Here is a 20,987-nt window from a genome sequence, read left to right on the forward strand (position 1 = left end):
AACTGTGAAAAGAATTAGTATTCTCGGCTCCACGGGTTCCATCGGTACCCAGACGCTGGATGTGGTAGCTATGCATCCGGAAGCTTTTGAAGTCGATGGACTGGCGGCGGGAAGTAATACTTCACTGCTGCTGGAACAGGTCCGCCGTTTCAAGCCTCGCCGTGTATCGGTATCCACGAAGGAGCTTGCAGAGGAGATCAGATCCAGTCTGCCTGCCGGTGTAGAGCTGTACAGCGGAAGTGAAGGTCTGGTGGAGATTGCTGCCGGAGGCGATGCACAGACGGTCGTAACTGCGCTTGTAGGCAGTGTAGGACTTCAGTCTACGCTGGCGGCGATTGAAGCCGGCAGACATATTGGACTGGCTAATAAGGAGACACTGGTGACCGCCGGACATCTGGTTACAGAGCTGGCTGGACGCAAAGGCGTGAAGCTGCTGCCAGTGGACAGCGAGCATTCGGCGATTTTCCAATGCTTAAATGGGGAGAACCGTGAAGATGTGGCTTCAATTACCATTACTGCCTCGGGTGGCTCGTTCCGTGATTATAAGCGTGAACAGCTTACGAATGTTACCGTAGCGGACGCACTGCGCCACCCCAATTGGAGCATGGGGGCCAAGATTACTATTGACTCGGCAACCATGGTTAACAAAGGCCTGGAGGTTATTGAAGCCCACCATTTGTTCGCCCTTCCGTATGAGCAGATTGATGTGGTGCTGCATCCGGAGAGTATCATTCACTCCTATGTGGAGTTCTGCGACAGCAGCATTATTGCTCAGCTTGGGACTCCTGATATGCGGGTTCCCATTCAATATGCGCTCACCTATCCCGACCGCTGGCCGTCTCCTGCGAAGCGTTTGTCTCTGGCTCAGGTAGCCAGCCTGACCTTCCGGGAGATGGATTATGAGCGCTATCCGGCGCTGAAGATGGCTATTGACTGCGGCATAGCGGGCGGCACATTCACAACAGCTTTCAATGCAGCCAATGAGGTCGCCGTGGCCCGCTTCCTGCGCGGTGAGATTCCCTTCCTGCGGATCGATGAGATTATTGATGAAGTGCTTCAGCGTCATCAGGGTGAAGCGAACCCCGGTCTGGAACAGATTCACAGTAGCGATATAGCTTCCCGGGAGCTTGCGGCTGTCCTGTAAAGGGATAAGAGGCCTTTGGAAACGGTGAATATGGCTGTACCCTGAAAAATAGGTGTGGACTGTTGATTCTCTTGTGCCCTGCCTTGGAATAATGATAAATTAAGAGGACATACTTCGGTCTTACACCTTAAGGGGGAATGTTGCGCTATGGAGATGGTAAGAGTTGTTTTTTTAACGGTGTTTATGTTCTTTGTTCTGGTGACTGTCCATGAATGGGGACATTATTATTTTGCCAAACGCGCCGGAATTCTTGTACGGGAATTTGCGATCGGTTTCGGTCCGAAACTGTTCTCTTATAAACGCGGTGAAACCCAGTTCACGCTCCGCCTGCTGCCCTTCGGGGGATACGCCCGTATGGCCGGCGAAGATCCGGAGATGGTTGAGATCGGCCCGGGGCAGACCATTGCTGTCCGGCTGGGCCAGGATAACAAGGTAAAGAATATTTACCTCGATTCCCTGGATACGCGCAGAAATGTTATACGCGGTGAAGCACAGTTCACGGATCTGGAGAATGAACTGAAGATCCGCCTTGATGTAGATGGTGAAGTGACCACCTATGATGTGAATCCGCAGGCGATGATGATCAAAGGCACCCAGCAGACGCAAATTGCGCCCAAGGACCGCCAGTTCGGCAGCAAAACCGTCGGCCAGCGCGCGATAGCGATCCTGGCCGGACCGGTGATGAACTTCATTCTGGCGTTTGTGCTATTTGCACTTCATCTGCAGATGGCTGGAATCCCGGTGGAGAATCCGACCTATGTGAAGATCGGTGACGTCAGCTTAGGAATGCCTGCGCAGGAAGCAGGTCTTCAGAAGGGCGACATCGTCGTCACTGTGGACGGGCAGGCCATCGGCGGAGATTACCAGAAGATGATCAAGCTGACTTCAGCCTCCAAAGGCAAAGAAATGAACTGGACGCTGAAGCGCGGCGAAGAGACCTTGAATGTGACCATGATTCCCCGTGGAATGGAAGGGGAGCAAGGCGGCAAGGTAGGAATTACGCCGGAGCTTCCTACCCGCAAGGCCGGAGTGGGGGAGACAATTACCAAGTCCGGTACAGCTATGGTCGACACCACCAAGCTGATTTTTATCGGCTTCAAGCAGCTGATCAACAAATTTAATATGGATGATATCTCCGGGCCGGTGGGCACGTTCCAATTGACCGGGCAGATTGCCCAGCAGGGGATTCAGTATTTGACCTATTGGGCGGCTATTCTCAGCCTCTATCTGGGGATCTTCAATCTTCTGCCGATTCCTGCACTGGATGGCAGCCGGCTTGTATTCCTGGGTGTTGAGGCACTGCGCGGCAAGCCGGTGGACCCGAGCAGGGAAGGCATGGTCCACTTTGTAGGCTTTGCCCTGCTGTTCCTGGTGATGATCGCTGTTACGTATAATGATATTTTACGCCTCATAAGCGGCTGACGGATGTCATATCTTTTTTTATCCCACGATGCATTTGATTGGGCTTCACACCTAATGTGCAATCTGAGGGGCGAATAATAGGAGGATTTCTTCACATGGCCAAAGACAAGCAGTTCGTTACAGAGATCACGCCGCAGGGCGAGGATTTCTCACGCTGGTATATCGATGTTATCAAAAAAGCGGACCTGATGGATTATTCGCCGGTCCGCGGCTGTATCGTGTTCAAACCGGACGGCTATGAAATCTGGGAGCATATTCAGGAGGAAATGAACCGCCGCCTGAAGGCGACCGGTCACCGGAATGCCTACTTCCCGCTGTTCATTCCCGAGAGCTTTTTCCAGAAGGAGAAGGAACATGTGGAGGGCTTCAACCCGGAGCTGCCTTGGGTGACTGAGGCCGGAGGCGATGTGCTGGAAGAACGTCTGGCAATCCGTCCTACGTCCGAGACGATGTTCGGCCATATGTATTCCAAGTGGATTCAGTCTTACCGCGACCTTCCGGTGCTGATCAACCAATGGGCCAACGTGGTCCGCTGGGAGAAACGTACCCTGCCGTTCATCCGTACGACGGAATTCCTCTGGCAGGAAGGCCATACCGCGCATGAGAATGAGACGGAAGCACGTGAAGAAACGATGAAGATGCTTGATAATTACCGCGACTTCGTGGAGACCTTTCTGGCTATTCCGGTAGTGACCGGACAGAAGACGCCATCCGAGCGGTTCGCCGGTGCTGTGGATACGTATTCCATTGAAGCGATGATGAAGGATGGACGGGCTGTACAGGCCGCTACCTCACATTATCTGGGCACCAAGTTCGCGGTTGCTTTTGATATCCAATATCTGAACCGGGAGAATGTACTGGAACATGCACATACCACCTCGTGGGGCTCTACCACGCGTCTGATCGGTTCCCTCATCATGGTGCATGGTGACGACCGCGGACTGGCTCTGCCGCCGAAGGTAGCACCTACGCAAGTCATTATGATTCCAATCGGACCGCCTAAGACCCGCGAAGCAGTCATCGGACGTACCGACGAACTGTTTGGTGAGCTTAAGAGCGCCGGTATCCGCGTGCGTGTAGATGACCGTGCGGATGTAACCCCGGGCTGGAAGTTCAATGAATATGAAATGCGCGGCGTCCCTGTCCGTCTGGAGCTTGGACCGCGTGATATGGAGAATGGCGTCTGCGTGCTCGTATCCCGGATCAGCGGCGAGAAGAAGGTCATTCAGCAGGAGAACCTGGTTGAAGAAGTGAATGCGATGCTTGCGCAGGTCCATCAGGAAATGTACGAGCGGGCACTGAAATTCCGTGAGGATCATTTCTATTCCGTAGACACTCTTGAGCAGATGAAGGATTCTATGGAAGAGAAACGCGGCTTTGCGCTTGCAGGCTGGTGCGGCTCTGAGGAATGTGAAGATAAGGTCAAGGAAGAGACCGGCGCAGGCAGCCGTAATATTCCGTTCCACCCGTCAGAAACGAAAGAGACCTGTATTTGCTGCGGCAAGCCTGCTCAGCATACGGTTGTATTTGCCAAAGCATATTAATCGGCAACCTTATATTTGTTATTTTTTTATATCAGCTTCTGGCGAGAGGAGTCGGCGGGCCGCAAGTACCCAATGCTTTTTAAGCTGGAGGCTTTTTCTTACAATTATTGCCGAGTTAGGTGGGGAATGCATGGAGCAGAACGTGGAGAGAAGAAAGAGGTTTGAGCTGTTGATGAAGCAGGGGGAGATTCCACCTGCTATGATTGATCCCTATTTTGTAGACGGACAGATTGAACGGGTGGAGATTAGCCGCGGCAACCATGACTGGCATATCGTGATTGCGAAGACAACCCTGATTCCCGCCCAGACCTACCGGGCATTTATCCTTAGAATGCGTGAGAAGCTGCAGCATATTGCCAAGGTCAGCTTCTTGTTCCTATATGATGATACTGTAAGCAGAGCTGATATTGTACAGGAGTACTGGGGCATGTTCCTGGAGTGGGTCCAGCGTGAGATTCCGTCCGTCAACGGTTGGCTGACGCGCTCCAGCCAGGAGCTGCAGGACGGCACGCTCATCCTAAGCCTGAACGATTCCATGTCGCTCGAACTGGCCCGCAAAAAGGGTATCGAAGCCGCCATTATTAAATATTATGATAAATACTTCGCGCTCCCTCTCAAGGTCAAGCTGCAGATGTCCGAGGATGAGACCAAGAACAAAGCGGATGCCTATGAGGAGTTCCAGCAGAAGCTCCAGCAGGAGCAGCGTGAGCTGGTAGAGCTGATGATGATGAACAGTGAGCCGGACGAGCCTGAAGAAGCGGGGGACCCGGGCGAGGTCATTAAGCTTCAGATCGGGAATGACATTAAGGAGCAGGCCGTCTCCATTCTGGAGATTCAGGATGAAGAGAAGAAGATTACAATCCAGGGGACGATCTTCGGGCTGGACAGCAAAGAGCTGCGTAACGGGAATACGCTGTTCACCTTCTGCATCACAGACTTTACGGATTCCCTGCAGATGAAGATGTTCGCCAAAACCAAGGAAGAGCTGAAGATCATGGGCCAGCTGGCTAACGGAAAATGGGTCCGGGCGCGCGGAAAAGTGGAGTATGACCGGTTCATGCAGATTCCCGAGCTGGTGATGATTCCTTCGGATCTGACCGAGGTGTCGGCGCCGCCTGCCCGTAAGGACAATGCCAAGGAGAAGCGCGTGGAGTTCCACCTGCATACGACTATGAGCACGATGGATGCGGTAGCACCGATTGATGCCTATGTCAAAACAGCTGCGAAATGGGGCCACCCGGCACTTGCAGTTACCGACCACGGCAATGTTCAGAGCTTCCCGGATGCGAATCATGCCGCCCATAAGCATAAGCTCAAGATGCTCTACGGTGTGGAGGCTAATGTCGTCAATGACGCGGTCAATATCGTGGAGAATGCGCAGCCGCTGGAGCTTAAGACGGCAACCTATGTCGTTTTTGACATCGAGACCACGGGGTTGTCCATCACACGCAATAACATCACGGAGCTTGCGGCGATCAAGATGTGCGAAGGCAAGGAGCTGGACCGCTACACCACCTTCGTCAATCCGCATGAGAAAATTCCCTACCACATCCAGCAGCTGACGAACATTACGGATGAAATGGTCAAGGATGCCCCGGATCTGGAACCGGTACTTAAGGAATTCGTGGAGTTTGTAGGAGACAGCATTCTCGTTGCGCACAATGCGCGGTTCGATATGGGCTTCATTCAAGCTTCTCTGAAGAAGCTGGGGCAGCCGGAGCTGCCGAATCCTTCACTGGATACGCTGGAGCTGGCGCGTCTGCTCTTCCCCAAAATGAAGAACCACCGGCTCAATACGCTTGCTGACAAGTACAAGGTACTGCTGGAGAGCCATCACCGTGCGGTGGATGATACGATAGCACTGGGCGGGATTCTGAACGGTCTTTTGGCCGATGCGGAGAAGATGAAGGGGATGACCCGGCTGGACCGGCTGAATGATTATGTAGGCAATGACCTGTCGAATGTGCGGCCGTTTCACTGCGGCATCTATGCACTGAATCCCATCGGCAAAAAGAACCTCTACAAGTTGATCTCCATGTCGCATACCGAGTACTACAAGCGGGTACCCTGCATTCCCAAATCGAAGCTTGAAGAGCATCGTGACGGACTGCTCGTCATATCCGGCTGTGAGCGGGGCGAGTTCTTCGAGGCTGTGCTGAACAAGACCGTAGAAGAGGCGATTGAGGTTGCCCAGTTCTATGATGTGCTGGAAATCCAGCCGCTGACCATGTACATGCATCTGGTGGATAAAGGGTTCGTAGCGAGTCCAGAGGACCTGCGGGGAGTTGTACGCAAAATCTGTGAGATTGGCGAGCAGATAAACAAGCCGGTGATAGCCACTGGGAATGTGCACTATCTGGAGCCGCGCGATAAGCTGTTCCGCGATATTACGATCCACGGGATTACCGGGTTCAGTCCGCTGAAGGACCAGAACAAGCCGGATGCCCACTTCCGTACAACCGATGAGATGCTTGCCGAGTTCGAATACTTGGGTGCAGCCAAAGCGAAGGAAGTCGTGGTAACGAATACTGTTGAGCTGGCTGAGCGGTTCGAGGAATACGATCTGTTCCCAAGCGATCTCTTCACGCCTATTATTGAAGGTGCGGATGATGAGATCCGCAATACCTGCTATGACACTGCCAAATCGATCTACGGCGAGGAGCTGCCGGAGGTTGTGGTTGCCCGTCTGGAGAAGGAGCTTGCCCCGATTATTAAATACGGGTTCTCCGCCAACTATCTGATCTCGGAACGGCTGGTCAAAAAGTCGAACCAGGATGGTTATCTCGTCGGTTCCCGTGGCTCGGTAGGCTCGTCGGTAGTGGCAACATTCCTTGGAATATCGGAGGTTAATCCGCTTCCGGCCCACTATATCTGCACCAATTCCGAATGCCGGCACAGCGAATGGTTCCTGGACGGAAGTGTGCCGAGCGGCTTTGACTTGCCGGATAAGGACTGTCCGGATTGCGGCGGCAAGCTTAAGGGAGAAGGACAGGATATTCCGTTTGAGACCTTCCTGGGCTTCAAAGGGGACAAGGTTCCCGATATCGACCTTAACTTCTCCGGGGAGTATCAGCCGAACGCCCATAATTTTACCAAAACAATGTTCGGTCCGGACAATGTATTCCGCGCGGGAACCATTGGTACGGTGGCGGAGAAGACCGCCTTCGGCTTCACCAAGAAATATGAGGAGCATCACCAGAAGCGCTGGCGCGGCGCGGAGGTCGGACGGCTTGCCGCCGGCTGTACCGGTGTGAAGCGCAGTACAGGGCAGCATCCCGGCGGTATCGTTGTTTTGCCGGACTACATGGAGATCGAAGATATCACTCCGGTGCAGTTCCCGGCGGATGATGTGACAGCCGAGTGGAAGACCACCCATTTCGACTATCACGCCTTCGATGCCAACCTGCTCAAGCTCGATATTCTCGGCCACGATGATCCGACGATGATGCGGATGCTGCAGGATCTGACTGGCGTCGACCCGACGACTATTCCAATGAATGATCCGAAGGTGATGAGTATGTTCAACTCTACGGATGCGCTCGGGGTAAGGCCGGATCAGATCCGCACCCCGGTAGCCACTTATGGAGTGCCCGAGATGGGGACGAAGTTCGTCCGCCAGATGCTTGTCGAAGCGAAGCCGTCCAGCTTTGCCGATTTGCTGCAGATTTCGGGGCTGTCCCATGGAACCGGCGTGTGGCTGGGAAATGCCCAGGAGCTGATCAAGAACAACACCTGCAACATTAAGACGGTAATCGGCTGCCGTGATGATATTATGCTCTATCTGATCTATAAGGCGGGCATGGATGCCAGTCTGGCCTTCAAAATTACGGAGAGCGTGCGTAAAGGGAAGGGCTTGCCGCCGGAGTGGATTGAAGAGATGAAGAATTGCAAGGTGCCGCAGTGGTACATTGATTCCTGTCTCAAAATCCAGTATATGTTCCCGAAGGCCCATGCCGCGGCTTATGTTATTTCAGCGGTGCGAACAGCCTTCTTCAAGCTGTATCATCCGATAGAATACTATGCGACTTACTTCTCGGTCCGCGCGGCGGATTTCGATATCGAGCTGTGCTGCAAAGGCTACGAAGCCATTGCGCGCCAGCTGGTAGAGATCGAAGCCAAGGGCTTCCAGGCGCTGCCTAAGGAAAAAGCCATGCTTCCGGTCCTGGAGATGGCCCTGGAGATGACCGCACGCGGCTTCACCTTCAAGAACATTGATCTGTACCGCTCGGACGCTACCAAATTTACGGTAGACGGTACGAGCCTGATCCCTCCATTCTCCTCGCTTGCGGGAATCGGGGATAATGCTGCGATTAATATCGCCGCTGCCAAGGACGCAGGAGAATTCCTCTCCATTGAGGATTTCCAGCAGAAATCCAAGGCCAGTAAAACGGTGATTGAGCTGCTCACGGGAATGGGCTGCTTCCGGGGATTGCCGGAGAGCAACCAGCTTTCACTGTTCTAACAACCGGCTTAAGTGATAGCATATAGAGTCCTTTAAAAAGGGGAGTCAAGGGCTGGTACTTGTCAGTGCTGCCTCACTATGGTATAATTTTTTTGGTAATAATGAGATAAGTCCGTTGTGTAAAGAGTGGGGAAACCCACTCTTTATCTTTGGTATATAGCAAAAGACAAGTTCGTGGAGGTAATCTTCTTTTGAGCACACCCAAATCCAAAATTAAACAAACGGTAGAGCAGCTGCTCGGGTCCTATCTCGAGGACAATGGTTTCGAACTGGTGGACGTTGAATACGTGAAGGAAGGCTCCAACTGGTTTCTGCGCGTATTCGTAGACAAAGAGGGCGGCATCGATATCGATGACTGCGGTACCATCAGCGAATATATCAGCCAGAAGCTGGATGAGAATGATCCGTTCTCCGAAGCGTATTTCCTTGAAGTCTCCTCGCCGGGAGCTGAGCGTCCGCTCAAGAAAGCTGCGGATGTCGCCAAGGCAGTAGGCAAGGACGTATATGTAACGGTCTATGAGCCGATTCAAGGACTCAAAGAATTCGAAGGCCGGTTGCTCTCGTTCGAGAACGAGGAACTGCTCATCTCCGCGGGCAAAAAAGAACATGTGGTACCTTACGCCAAGGTCGCCAGTGCGAGATTGGCCATTATTTTTTAACGTCTTGAAAGGGGGACCGGAATTTCATGAGTATGGAGTTTATTGAAGCAATGAATGAACTGGAAAGGGAGAAAGGCATCAGCAAGGATGTGCTGTTCGAAGCCATCGAAGCGGCGCTGATCTCCAGCTATAAACGCAATTTCAATGCGGCGCAGAATGTGCGTGTGGATATGAACCGCAACACAGGCGTAATCAAGGTGTTTGCCCGCAAGCTGATTGTGGAGGAGGTTCTCGATGCACGGACTGAGATCTCACTCCTGGCTGCCCGGGAGATCAACCCGCATTTCCAGCTGGAGGACATCGCCGAGCAGGAGGTCACGCCGCGTGATTTCGGCCGCATTGCCGCCCAGACTGCGAAGCAGGTAGTTACCCAGCGTATCCGTGAAGCGGAACGCGGCCTGATCTATAACGCTTTTATCGACAAGGAAGATGATATTGTTACCGGCCTTGTACAGCGTCAGGATATGCGCAATATCTATGTGGATCTTGGCAAAATCGAGGCGGTTCTTCCGCTGAGCGAGCTGATGCCTGGAGAGAAGTTCAAGCAGAGCGAGCGCATCAAGGCTTATATCACCAAGGTGGAGAACACGACCAAAGGACCGCAGATCATGCTGTCCCGCAGTCATCCGGGTCTCCTGAAGCGTCTGTTCGAGCTGGAGGTGCCGGAGATTTTTGACGGGGTGGTGGAGATTCGTTCCGTTGCCCGCGAAGCCGGCTTCCGCTCCAAGATCGCCGTGTTCTCACGCAATCCTGAAGTGGACCCGGTGGGCTCCTGCGTAGGGCCGAGAGGCACACGTGTACAGACCATCGTGACTGAGCTTCGCGGTGAGAAGATTGATATCGTCAGATATTCCGAGCTGGTGCAGGAGTACGTAGCCAATGCTCTTAGCCCGTCCAAGGTGCTTGAGGTTCAAGTCTTTGAAGCTGAGAAAATGGCCCGCGTCATTGTTCCTGACTATCAGCTGTCGCTGGCTATCGGCATCAAGGGGCAGAATGCCCGTCTTGCCGCCAAGCTGACCGGCTGGAAGATCGATATCAAGAGCGAGACGCAGGCGGAGCAGGAATACGGCAGACCCAGATCGTCCAATGATGAAATGCATCAGGATTCCGTCTCCATCGATTAATGAATGCTGACTGACGGGAGGTGCTTTGTTATGAAGCAAAGAAAGGTGCCGCTGCGTAAATGCGTTGCCAGCCAGGAGATGATGCCCAAGAAAGAGCTGATTCGCGTGGTGAGAACGCCTGAAGGCGAGGTGCTGATCGACCTGACAGGCAAGAAGTCGGGCCGTGGCGCTTATATCTGCGGTAAACTGGAATACTTTAAGCTAGCACAGAAGACCAAAGCACTTGACCGGGCATTGAAATGTCAGGTCAGTCCTGAAATCTATGCCCAGCTTGCCCGGGATTTTGCATCCGTGGAGGAGCAGTTTTTGGCAGCGAAGGATAGTGAGGACAATGAGTAAGACACTTTCTTATTTAGGGCTTGCGATGAGAGCAGGCAAGATTGTCACCGGCGATGAGGCTGTGCTTAAGGCAGTGCGGTCTTCAGAGGCGAAGCTGGTCGTCCTGGCAGGTGACGCTTCAGATAATACCCAGAAGAAGTTCCGCGATAAATGCGGAACCTACGATATTCCACTAGTAATCGCATTTCACCGGGATGAACTCGGTGCAAGTATTGGTAAGGACCAGCGCGTGGTGCTGGCCGTTACGGATAAAGGATTCGCGGAAATGATCTCCAGAACGCTTGGAGATACTGTCGGAGGTGGAGTTATTGACTAAAGAAGATAATAAGGATAAGCTGCGCGTATACGAATATGCCAAGTCTTTGAACATGAGCAGTAAAGAAATTATTACCATTCTGAAGCGTTTGGATGTCCCGGTGAATAATCATATGAGTGTCATGGAGAATGGCTCCGTGAACAAAGTTGAACAATTCTTCAAGGACATCAAGTCAAACGCTGCAGCCAAGCGGGACAACGGCACCAGCAGCCGTCCGGTAGTGACTACCGGTGCGGTAACCGCCGAAGTACGCAGTGCTCAGAATACCAACAAAATTCATTCGGAAAAGCAGGTAGGTATGAACAGTAACCAAAACAACAACCAATCGACGACGTCCCCAAGGCCCCAAAGCGGACAAGATTCCCGCAGAACACAAACATCAGGCTCCGCTCAGAATTCCCGCCCGCAGGGCAGTTCAAGCAGCAGCCGTCCGCAAAGCAGTTCGACTGGCAGCCGCCCGCAAGGCAGCTCCACCGGCAGCCGCCCACAGGGCAGCTCCGCTGGCGGAAGCCGTCCACAAGGCAGCTCTACTGGCGGAAGCCGTCCACAGGGCAGCTCCACTGGCAGCCGTCCGCAAGGCAGCTCTACTGGCGGAAGCCGTCCACAAGGCAGTTCTACTAGCGGAAGCCGCCCACAGGGCAGCTCTACTGGCAGCCGTCCGCAAGGACAAGGCGGCGCACCACGTACAGGTGACCGTCCGTCAGGTCAAGGCAATGCAGGCGGAGGTTTCTCACGCAATGACGGCCCTAAGAAGAATACCACTGGCGGCAGACCTGGCGGCAACAACAGCGGCCAGAAACGTTACGACGACAACAAGGGCGGCAACTATCGCGGCCGTGGCGGCAAGAACAACCGCGGCAGAAACCAGCCGACCGTATATCGTGAGAAGATTGACAACACACCTAAGAAGATCATTGTCCGTGGCAGCATGACCGTGGGTGAAACCGCGAAGCTGCTTCACAAGGATGCTTCGGAAGTGATTAAGAAGCTGATCTCGATGGGGGTTATGGCCACCATCAATCAGGAGCTTGATATCGATACGATTCTGCTGCTGGCCGGCGAATTCGGCGTAGAAGTAGAAGTGAAGATTCCGGTTGACGAAGACAGCTTCGAGACCGTTGAAGAGAATGATTCCGAAGACGATCTGATGACACGGCCACCGGTTGTAACGATCATGGGGCACGTTGACCATGGTAAAACAACCTTGCTCGATGCTATCCGTTCCACGAATGTATCCGGCGGCGAAGCAGGCGGAATTACGCAGCATATCGGTGCCTATCAGGTTGAGATTAATCATAAGAAAATCACATTCCTTGATACTCCGGGCCATGAAGCGTTCACCGCAATGCGTGCCCGTGGTGCCCAGGTTACAGATATGACGATTATCGTTGTAGCTGCAGATGACGGCGTAATGCCTCAGACTGTAGAAGCGATCAACCATGCCAAGGCAGCCGGACTTCCGATCATTGTGGCAGTTAACAAGATCGATAAGCCGGGCGCAGACCCTGACAAGGTGAAGCAGGAGCTTACAAGCTATGAGCTGGTGCCGGAAGAGTGGGGCGGCGATACAATCTTCGTCAACCTGTCGGCTAAGCAGCGCATTAACCTTGAAGAGCTGCTGGAAATGATCCTGCTCGTTGCCGAAGTGAATGAGTACAAGGCGAACCCGGACAAACGGGCACGCGGTACTGTTATAGAAGCTGAGCTTGACAAGAACCGTGGACCGGTTGCCCGTATTCTGGTGCAGAACGGTACGCTGAAGGTCGGAGACGCATTTGTAGCGGGTAACTGCTTCGGCCGCGTACGCGCCATGGTGAATGACAAGGGACGCAAAATCAAGGAAGCGGGACCTTCCACTCCAGTGGAAATTACCGGTCTGACCGAGGTGCCGCAGGCGGGCGATCCGTTCATGGCCTTCGAAGATGAGCGTAAAGCACGCGCAATCTCTGACAGACGTTCTACATCGCAGCGCCAGTCCGAGCTGAACACGAACACCCGCGTTACGCTGGATGATCTGTTCAAGCACATCAAGGACGGCGAGATCAAGGATCTTAACGTAATCATCAAGGGTGACGTTCAGGGTTCGGTAGAGGCGCTTAAGGGCTCCTTGGCCAAGATCGAAGTGGAAGGCGTACGCGTGAAGATCCTTCACAGCGGTGCCGGCGCGATTACAGAATCCGATATTACCCTGGCAGCAGCTTCCAATGCTATTGTGATTGGCTTCAACGTTCGTCCGGATGCCCAGACGAAAGCGGCAGCTGAGCAGGAGAAGGTGGATGTGCGTCTGCATAACATCATCTACAATGTCATTGAAGAGATTGAAAGTGCCATGAAGGGCATGCTTGATCCTATCTTTAAAGAGAACGTTATCGGCCACGCTGAAGTGCGCAACGTATTCAAAATCAGCAAAGTGGGCAGTGTCGCAGGTTGTATGGTTACCGACGGCAAAATTACCCGCAATGCTGAAATGCGCCTGATCCGCAGCGGTATCGTTGTCTTCACAGGCAAAATCGACACCTTGAAGCGTTTCAAAGATGATGCAAAAGAAGTGGCACAGGGTTATGAATGTGGCATAACTTTGGAACGCTATAATGATGTCCTTGAAGGCGACATCATCGAAGCATTCATCATGGAAACGGTAGAGCGCTAAGCGAAGAGGTGAAATAAGATGTCTAAAATCAGAGCGGGACGGGTTGGCGAGCAGATTAAGAAAGAGCTGAGCCAGCTCATCCAGAGCGGACTGAAGGACCCGCGTGTCGGGTTCGTAACTGTAACTGGCGTAGATGTGACGAACGATCTGTCACAGGCCAAGGTATACCTGAGCGTATTCGGGGACGAGGAGCAGAAGTCAGACTCGCTTAGAGCGATTGAGAAAGCTAATGGCTTTCTCCGCTCGGAGCTTGGCAAAGCGATCCGCCTGCGCCATACGCCTGAGCTGATCTTCAAGATTGACGAATCCGTTGCTTACGGAAGTCATATTGAGAAGCTGCTCGGCGAAATCGGCAAAAACGAATAGGCTACGGAACATAAAGGAGACGGCGAATGCAGAGCTATGAACAAAGTCTCCAGCAGACGCGTAAGTTTCTGCTGGAACACGACGATTATCTTGTAGTGTCGCATGTTCAGCCGGACGGAGATGCAGTCAGCTCCACCCTCGCGGTGGGCTGGCTTCTCTCATGTCTGGGCAAAAAATATCTGATGCTGAATGAAGGCCAGATTCCGCAGCGGATGGAATACTTATGGCATGCCGATCAGATTGTCAATCTGTCTGAAGGTTCTTTGCCCCGCCAGTACGGCCATGTGATATGTGTTGACTGTGCGGATTTCCAGCGTGTAGGACTGACCCAGCAGCATTTCACCAGTGATGCCCTGATCTTGAATATAGACCATCATCCAACGAACAACGGCTACGGCGCGGTGAATCTCATCAAGCCGGATGCGGCAGCGACAGCAGAGATTCTGTTCGATCTGCTGAAGACCTTTGAACTGGAGTGGGATATTGATATTGCCACAGCCATTTATACCGGGCTGTTGACGGATACCGGCGGTTTCCGTTACAGCAATACTTCTCCTAAAGTGATGGCGGCGGTATCCGAGCTGCTGGCACTGGGTGTGAATGGACCGGACCTGGCAGAGACCCTGCTGGAAGAGATGACGCTTCCCCAGGTTAAGGTGCTCAACCGCGCACTTAGCACATTACAGCTTAGTCCTGAAGGAGATATAGCCTGGGTGTATGTTACACCTCAGGATATGCTGGACTGTGGAGCGGCCAATGAGGATCTTGAAGGGATTGTCAACTATCCCCGTAATATCCGCGGGGTAGAGGTAGGCATTCTGTTCAAGGTCATTGATGACCATGCGGTGAAGGCCAGCCTGCGTTCAGCAGGTAAGGTGGATGTGGCGCTACTTGCGCAAGCCTTCGGCGGCGGCGGACACACCCGGGCAGCGGGCGCGCGTATTAATGGAAGTCTGGAAGAAGCTGTGGCACAGGTGCTTGAGGAGGTCAAACGTCATTTATGAGTGAGCTTACAGGAGTTCTGGCTGTATATAAGCCGGCAGGGTTCACTTCACATGATGTTGTGGCCAAGGCGCGGCGCATTCTGGGCATGAAACGGATTGGACATACCGGGACACTTGATCCTCAGGTAACTGGTGTATTGCCGCTCTGTCTGGGACGGGCTACTAGAGTAGTTGAGTATATCCAGGAGCTGCCCAAGGAATATGTTGCCACACTGCGGCTGGGAATGGCCAGCGATACAGAGGACCTGACCGGCACGATTACGGAATCTGTTGAGGAGGTTCATATCACAGAAGCCGAAGTGCTGGCTGTGCTGAACTCCTTTCAGGGCGTGATCTCACAGGTACCGCCGATGTATTCCGCAGTGAAGGTGGACGGCAAGCGTCTGTACGAGCTGGCCCGGGAAGGCAAGACCGTAGAGCGCAAGAGCCGTGAAGTGGAGATTTATGAGATTGAGATGCAGGAAATGGTCTGGAACGGCAACTATCCGGAGATCACTTTCCGGGCGTTATGCTCCAAGGGAACCTATATCCGCACCCTCTGTGTAGATATCGGACGGAAGCTTGGTCTTCCCGGTGTGATGGTGAAGCTGGAGCGGACGATGTCGGCCGGGATCTCGGCCAGTCATTGCCTGACTCTGGAGCAAATCGCTGAATACAAGGAAGGCGGCACACTGGATGAGCATCTGATTGCTGCCGACGAGGCGATTTCACATTTACCCAGACATACCGTTGCGGCAGAGAAGAAGAAATCAGCCCTGCAGGGGCAGCGTCTGTCGTCCCGTTTTGTAATGCCGGAAGTGAAGCAGGCCGGAGATTTCCGTCTCTATGATCAGCAAGGGGAGTTCCTCGGTATTTATGCTTTGGAGGCTACCGGAGCTATTGCACCTGTCAAGGTGTTTGCCCAGGTCTAAACTTTAATTTATTTGCGAATGTAGGTGAGAAACAGCGTGAGAACCGTAACGTTAAGCTATCCGATGCTGCCTGAGGCGGCAGCACAGTACGCGCAGCCTCAAGTAGTTGCTCTGGGACAGTTCGATGGACTGCACCTCGGGCATGCCAGTGTCATCACATCAGCTGTTGCTCTTGCCCGCGAGGCAGGTGTACCCGCTGCGGTGATGACCTTCTACCCCCATCCCAAGGATGTTATGGGCAAGGGGGATTATGAGGGATATTTAACCCCTTCTAAGGATAAGCAGGAGCTGCTTGCCGGGATGGGTGTTGAGCTTTTATATATAATTGAATTTAATGAAGAGCTCTCCCGGGTGAGTCCGGCGGATTTTGTCTCTGTAATGCTGCTTCCGCTGCAGATTATAACTGCAGTTGTTGGGTTCGACTTCCGCTTCGGCTACATGGGCGGGGGAGATGCGGACACGCTTGCGGAGCTGGGACAGGGTGCGATGAAGGTAGAGACGGTCGCCCCGTTCCTGCTTGAAGGAGAGAAGGTCAGCAGCTCGGGTATCCGCAAGAGCTTGCTGAGCGGGGAACTGGATAAGGCCAATGCCTGGTTTGGACGTTGTTATCACCTGCGCGGTATCGTCGGTCACGGGGAGAAGCGGGGCCGGACCATCGGCTTTCCGACCGCGAACCTGCAGCTCGAAGACCGCTATGTGATTCCGGCCAAGGGCGTTTACGCCGTCAAGGTCTTTTACCGGGACGAGGTCTTGTACGGGGTGATGAATGTCGGCGTGAAGCCAACATTTCACGAAGGCGTGACCACTCCGAGCTTTGAGGTTCACCTGTTTGATTTTGCCTCAGATATCTATGGGCAGGAGCTTAAGGTGGAGCTGGTCTCCTATATCCGCTCAGAGCGCAAATTTGAGTCTATCCAGGCCTTAATTGCACAGATCGGCGCAGATGCTGAGACGGCCAAAGGGATGCTGGGATATCATTCCTAATCTTTCCGGACAAGCCGTTTACTTTTGCCTGTGAAGGTGCTATACTGATTAACGTTGCTGGAATGACAGCATGTGAACCTTAGCTTGGTTACTTGTTCTCACCGACGGTGACGAGGCTACTGGCGATTATAATGAAGGAGGTGAACAGGATGGCATTGACTCAAGAACGTAAACACCAATTGATCGACGAGCACAAAACTCATGAATCCGATACCGGATCCCCTGAGGTGCAAGTTGCTATCCTTACGGAGAACATCGTTAATTTGACTGACCACTTGCGTACGCACAAGAAGGATCATCATTCCCGCCGCGGACTGCTGAAGATGGTTGGACAACGTCGTAAACTGCTGGCGTATTTGAAGAACAAAGACATCAGACGTTACAGCGCCCTGATCGAAAAACTGGGATTGCGTCGTTAATTTTCCATAAGCTAAGCCCAAAAGCAGCCTGGTTGTATACCGTATGTCCTTCTTACGAGCGACAGCGGGACAGCCGGGTTGCTTTTTGAAAATTTAGGGTAAACTTTTACAGTTGACAAGTTGATAGCATTCGCAAAAACGGCTATAGCACTTCTGCGGAGGACAAGCCGTTTTTGCTTGTAGAACATACAGGAACGTATTATTACCATTCAAGGAGGGGTTTTATGGAACAACGTGTGGAAATGCAGCTGGGCGGAAGACGCCTTGTGCTGGAAACAGGCCGTCTGGCCAAACAAGCGAACGCAGCCGTGATGGTGCGTTACGGAGATACTTCAGTATTGTGTACGGTTACAGCTTCCAGTGAGCCTAAAGATCTGGATTTCTTCCCGCTTACAGTGAATTATGAGGAAAGATTATATGCAGTAGGCAAAATCCCTGGCGGATTCATCAAACGTGAAGGACGTCCGAGCGAGAAAGCGATTCTGTCCAGTCGTCTGACAGACCGTCCCATTCGTCCATTGTTCCCGGAAGGATTCCGTAATGACGTTCAAGTCTTGAACCTGGTAATGAGCGTGGATCAGGACTGTGCGCCTGATATTGCTGCCATGATCGGTACTTCCGCTGCGCTCAGTATTTCCGATGTGCCGTTCAACGGACCAATCGGCGGCGTGGCTGTCGGCCGGATTAACGGAGAATTCATCATCAACCCTGATCAAGCCCAGCAGGCAATCAGCGATATTTATGTGGTTGTGGCCGGTACGAAGGATGCCATCATGATGGTGGAAGCTGAAGCCAATGAAGTGACTGAAGAAGTGATGCTTGAAGCGATCATGTTCGGTCATGACGAGGTCCGCAAGATTGTGGCTGTGATTGAACAGCTCGTAGCCGTTGCCGGTAAAGAGAAGATGGCTGTGAAGCTGCATGCGGTTAATGCGGATGTCAATACAGAGGTTCGTGCTTTTGCAGAGAGTCGTCTGGTGGAAGCCGTAAGAATTGCCGAGAAGCATGCCCGTCAGGATGCTATCGATCTGGTGAACAACGAAGCGGTGACGTATTTCGCAGAGAAATACATAGAAACCCCAGAGCTTCTTAAGGATGTTAAGGAAGCCCTGCATGATATCGTGAAGGATGAAGTTAGACGACTGATCACGCATGACAAGGTTCGTCCGGATGGACGTAAGCTGGACGAGATCCGTCCGATCGAATGTGATACAGCGCTGCTGCCGCGTACGCACGGTTCCGGTCTGTTCACACGCGGCCAGACACAGATCCTCAGCGTATGTACACTGGGTGCACTGGGCGATGTGCAGATTCTGGATGGTATTGATCCGGCTGAAACCAAGCGCTTCATGCACCATTACAACTTCCCTCCGTTCAGCGTTGGGGAAGCCCGTCCGCTAAGAGCACCGGGACGCCGCGAGATCGGCCACGGGGCACTCGGTGAACGCGCATTGTCCAAGGTGATTCCAAGTGAGACTGAATTCCCGTACACCATCCGTCTGGTATCCGAAGCGATTGAATCCAATGGCTCCACCTCCCAGGCAAGTATCTGTGCCAGCATTCTGGCGATGATGGATGCAGGGGTACCTATCAAGGCGCCTGTAGCCGGTGTAGCGATGGGTCTGATCAAGGACGGGGAGCATGTGTCCATCCTGACCGATATTCAAGGCATGGAAGATCACCTCGGCGATATGGACTTCAAGGTAGCAGGTACAGCAGAAGGAGTAACGGCGATTCAGATGGATATCAAAATCGACGGCATCGACCGCAAAATTCTGCATGAAGCGCTTGAGCAAGCCAGAGAAGGCCGGATGTTCATTTTGGGTAAAATGAATGAAGCGATTGCTGCTCCAAGACCGAGCCTGTCTAAATATGCTCCGAAGATCATTATCATCAATATCAATCCGGACAAGATCCGTGATGTGATCGGTGCTGGCGGTAAAATCATCAACAAGATCATTGAAGAAACCGGCGTGAAGATCGACATCGAACAGGATGGCCGCGTATTTATCGGTTCTTCTGACGAAGCTATGATCCAGAAGGCCCGTGGCATCATCGAAGGAATTGTGAAGGAAGTAGTGGTTGGTGAGATTTATGTGGGAACCGTTAGACGCATCGAGAAATTCGGCGCTTTCGTTGAATTGATCCCTGGTAAAGACGGCCTCGTGCATATCTCCCAGTTGTCCACTGATCGTGTAGCTAAAGTGGAAGATGTTGTAGCGATAGGCGACACCATTACCGTGAAGGTAACGGAGATCGACCAGCAAGGCCGCGTCAACCTGTCGCGCAAAGCAGTTCTGACTTCTGAGAGCGGAGCGAAGGCGTAATTCTTACGCCGCCGCTTCACCGATATTCCAACTATAGAGATGAAGAAGAGACAGAAGCAGGACGGTTCTGCCTCTTTTTTTTGGAAAAGTATACGCAGCAGTACCGTCCTGACTGACGGTTATACCATACCCGCTTGAAGGCGGCATTGACGAGTATGCATAATTTGCACCCTTCATACATAGGCTGGGACAAAGCGTCCCCGCACGGCTTGACCCTGGTGCGGAGACGGAACAGACCGTTTGTGCCGGGGAGGTATAACGTCATGAAGATGGACAAGGCGGCGCTCGTGCTGGCTTGCATCGCAGTAGTCATTGGAATTGGCAGCACGAATGGACCCGTGAAAGAGATGATTGCCGGGCTTAAGCCTCAGGCGGAGGCCACCGTGATGAGCTATGCAATGAATCAGGCGGAGGATGATCTGCGCGCGCAGATTACCCGCCGTGCCGAGGCGCTGAATGCGCAGCCGGTGAATGCTGTTGTGGACCGGGTATGGAAAGCCATACCAGGGTATAACGGGCTGGAGGTCGATGTAGAGGCAACCTACCGGAGCGCGCTTTTACGGGGACCCGAAGCAGGCCTTAAGCTATTGTACCGCCAGATTAAGCCTAAGGTATCACTGGATGATCTGGGAGCGCAGCCGATTTACCGGGGGAATCCGGCGAAGCCGATGGCCTCGCTGATGATTAATGTGGCCTGGGGGAATGAGTATATCCGTCCGATGCTGGACATTCTGGATGCAGAGAAGGTGAAGGCTACCTTTTTTCTGGACGGAAGCTGGTTAAGCCGCAACAAGGAGCTTGCAGCAGAGATGCTGAAGCGTGGGCATGAGGTGGAGAACCATGCGTATACGCATCCTAAGATGAGTAGTCTAAGCCGGACACGTGCTACTGCCGAGATTGAGAAGACGCAGAAGCTGCTGAAGGAAAGCCTGGGTGTGACGAACAAGTGGTTTGCTCCGCCGTCAGGCGACTTTAACCAGCAGACGGTGGAGATCGCCGCCTCACTGGGACTGAAGACGGTGCTGTGGACGCTGGATACGGTCGATTGGCGCAATCCGTCCCCCGAATCGGTTGTTGCCAAGATCAGCAGCCGGGTAGAGCCGGGAACGTTAATCCTGATGCATCCGACAGCATCCTCCTCGCAAGCGCTGAGAGGGATGATCCGGGGGATCAGAGCCAAGGGCCTGCAGCTGGGAACCGTCAGTCAGACACTCTCCGCTGAGCGTATCATGACTGCGGAAGTTGAGTGAACGCCCTATTTCTGATAGGATAAGAGGCGCGAATAACAAATACAGACAGAACCAGGGGCTGTGCCA

The 20,987-nt window shown here is 53.0% G+C and carries 16 protein-coding genes; all 16 read left to right on the forward strand.

The genetic code is table 11. The features are described from left to right. Positions 1-4: 4 nt before the first annotated feature. Positions 5-1,144 (forward strand): 1-deoxy-D-xylulose-5-phosphate reductoisomerase, encoded by a 1,140-nt coding sequence (locus C173_RS10835; protein WP_036724716.1) that lies wholly within the window; start codon positions 5-7, stop codon positions 1,142-1,144. Positions 1,145-1,291: 147 nt separating this feature from the next. Then, positions 1,292-2,566: an RIP metalloprotease RseP gene (gene rseP, locus C173_RS10840; RefSeq protein WP_036724717.1), complete on the forward strand. Its 1,275-nt coding sequence runs from the start codon at positions 1,292-1,294 to the stop codon at positions 2,564-2,566. Positions 2,567-2,661: 95 nt separating this feature from the next. Beyond that, on the forward strand, positions 2,662-4,110 hold the full coding sequence (gene proS, locus C173_RS10845; protein WP_036724718.1) for a proline--tRNA ligase: 1,449 nt from the start codon (positions 2,662-2,664) through the stop codon (positions 4,108-4,110). Between the two features lie 130 nt (positions 4,111-4,240). Further along, on the forward strand, positions 4,241-8,572 hold the full coding sequence (locus C173_RS10850) for a PolC-type DNA polymerase III (protein WP_036724720.1): 4,332 nt from the start codon (positions 4,241-4,243) through the stop codon (positions 8,570-8,572). 191 nt (positions 8,573-8,763) lie between these two features. Further along, entirely contained in the window at positions 8,764-9,231 is a 468-nt protein-coding gene (gene rimP, locus C173_RS10855; RefSeq protein WP_036724721.1) for a ribosome maturation factor RimP, read from the forward strand. A 26-nt stretch (positions 9,232-9,257) separates the two neighbouring features. Then, positions 9,258-10,355 carry a transcription termination factor NusA gene (nusA, locus tag C173_RS10860; RefSeq protein ID WP_036724723.1) on the forward strand — a complete coding sequence of 366 codons (1,098 nt, stop codon included), beginning with the start codon at positions 9,258-9,260 and terminating at the stop codon, positions 10,353-10,355. Between the two features lie 30 nt (positions 10,356-10,385). After that, positions 10,386-10,694: an RNase P modulator RnpM gene (rnpM, locus tag C173_RS10865; RefSeq protein ID WP_036692616.1), complete on the forward strand. Its 309-nt coding sequence runs from the start codon at positions 10,386-10,388 to the stop codon at positions 10,692-10,694. Beyond that, positions 10,687-11,010, forward strand: coding sequence for a YlxQ family RNA-binding protein (locus C173_RS34460; protein ID WP_036724725.1), 324 nt, complete (start codon positions 10,687-10,689; stop codon positions 11,008-11,010). The genes rnpM and C173_RS34460 overlap by 8 nt, the downstream gene beginning before the upstream one ends. Further along, positions 11,003-13,660, forward strand: a complete 2,658-nt coding sequence (infB, locus tag C173_RS10875) for a translation initiation factor IF-2 (RefSeq protein WP_036724727.1) — start codon at positions 11,003-11,005, stop codon at positions 13,658-13,660. Before C173_RS34460 ends, infB begins: the two co-directional genes overlap by 8 nt. Before the next feature lie 18 nt (positions 13,661-13,678). Next, positions 13,679-14,026, forward strand: a complete 348-nt coding sequence (rbfA, locus tag C173_RS10880) for a 30S ribosome-binding factor RbfA (protein WP_036692621.1) — start codon at positions 13,679-13,681, stop codon at positions 14,024-14,026. A gap of 26 nt (positions 14,027-14,052) precedes the next feature. Next, entirely contained in the window at positions 14,053-15,030 is a 978-nt protein-coding gene (locus tag C173_RS10885) for a DHH family phosphoesterase (protein WP_036724729.1), read from the forward strand. After that, positions 15,027-15,941: a tRNA pseudouridine(55) synthase TruB gene (gene truB / locus C173_RS10890; protein ID WP_036724730.1), complete on the forward strand. Its 915-nt coding sequence runs from the start codon at positions 15,027-15,029 to the stop codon at positions 15,939-15,941. The genes C173_RS10885 and truB overlap by 4 nt, the downstream gene beginning before the upstream one ends. Positions 15,942-15,977: 36 nt before the next feature. Next, the gene (locus tag C173_RS10895) at positions 15,978-16,925 is read left to right on the forward strand and encodes a bifunctional riboflavin kinase/FAD synthetase (protein ID WP_036724731.1); all 948 of its coding nucleotides are present in this window, start codon (positions 15,978-15,980) and stop codon (positions 16,923-16,925) included. Positions 16,926-17,074: 149 nt separating this feature from the next. Further along, positions 17,075-17,344: a 30S ribosomal protein S15 gene (gene rpsO / locus C173_RS10900; RefSeq protein ID WP_019910460.1), complete on the forward strand. Its 270-nt coding sequence runs from the start codon at positions 17,075-17,077 to the stop codon at positions 17,342-17,344. Positions 17,345-17,568: 224 nt separating this feature from the next. Next, positions 17,569-19,671, forward strand: coding sequence for a polyribonucleotide nucleotidyltransferase (gene pnp, locus C173_RS10905; RefSeq protein WP_036724732.1), 2,103 nt, complete (start codon positions 17,569-17,571; stop codon positions 19,669-19,671). 263 nt (positions 19,672-19,934) lie between these two features. Beyond that, positions 19,935-20,921: a polysaccharide deacetylase family protein gene (locus C173_RS10910; protein ID WP_036724733.1), complete on the forward strand. Its 987-nt coding sequence runs from the start codon at positions 19,935-19,937 to the stop codon at positions 20,919-20,921. The last annotated feature ends 66 nt before the right edge of the window (positions 20,922-20,987 follow it).

Source organism: Paenibacillus sp. FSL R7-277 (assembly GCF_000517965.1).
Lineage (GTDB): Bacteria > Bacillota > Bacilli > Paenibacillales > Paenibacillaceae > Paenibacillus_AQ > Paenibacillus_AQ silagei.

What these genes read in the sequence shown, in the direction of transcription:
- rseP (WP_036724717.1), top strand. Translation starts at nt 1,292, where the DNA reads ATGGAGATGGTAAGAGTTGTTTTTTTAACGGTGTTTATGTTCTTTGTT.
- proS (WP_036724718.1), top strand. Translation starts at nt 2,662, where the DNA reads ATGGCCAAAGACAAGCAGTTCGTTACAGAGATCACGCCGCAGGGCGAG.
- C173_RS10850 (WP_036724720.1), top strand. Translation starts at nt 4,241, where the DNA reads ATGGAGCAGAACGTGGAGAGAAGAAAGAGGTTTGAGCTGTTGATGAAG.
- nusA (WP_036724723.1), top strand. Translation starts at nt 9,258, where the DNA reads ATGAGTATGGAGTTTATTGAAGCAATGAATGAACTGGAAAGGGAGAAA.
- rnpM (WP_036692616.1), top strand. Translation starts at nt 10,386, where the DNA reads ATGAAGCAAAGAAAGGTGCCGCTGCGTAAATGCGTTGCCAGCCAGGAG.
- C173_RS34460 (WP_036724725.1), top strand. Translation starts at nt 10,687, where the DNA reads ATGAGTAAGACACTTTCTTATTTAGGGCTTGCGATGAGAGCAGGCAAG.
- rbfA (WP_036692621.1), top strand. Translation starts at nt 13,679, where the DNA reads ATGTCTAAAATCAGAGCGGGACGGGTTGGCGAGCAGATTAAGAAAGAG.
- C173_RS10885 (WP_036724729.1), top strand. Translation starts at nt 14,053, where the DNA reads ATGCAGAGCTATGAACAAAGTCTCCAGCAGACGCGTAAGTTTCTGCTG.
- truB (WP_036724730.1), top strand. Translation starts at nt 15,027, where the DNA reads ATGAGTGAGCTTACAGGAGTTCTGGCTGTATATAAGCCGGCAGGGTTC.
- rpsO (WP_019910460.1), top strand. Translation starts at nt 17,075, where the DNA reads ATGGCATTGACTCAAGAACGTAAACACCAATTGATCGACGAGCACAAA.
- pnp (WP_036724732.1), top strand. Translation starts at nt 17,569, where the DNA reads ATGGAACAACGTGTGGAAATGCAGCTGGGCGGAAGACGCCTTGTGCTG.
- C173_RS10910 (WP_036724733.1), top strand. Translation starts at nt 19,935, where the DNA reads ATGAAGATGGACAAGGCGGCGCTCGTGCTGGCTTGCATCGCAGTAGTC.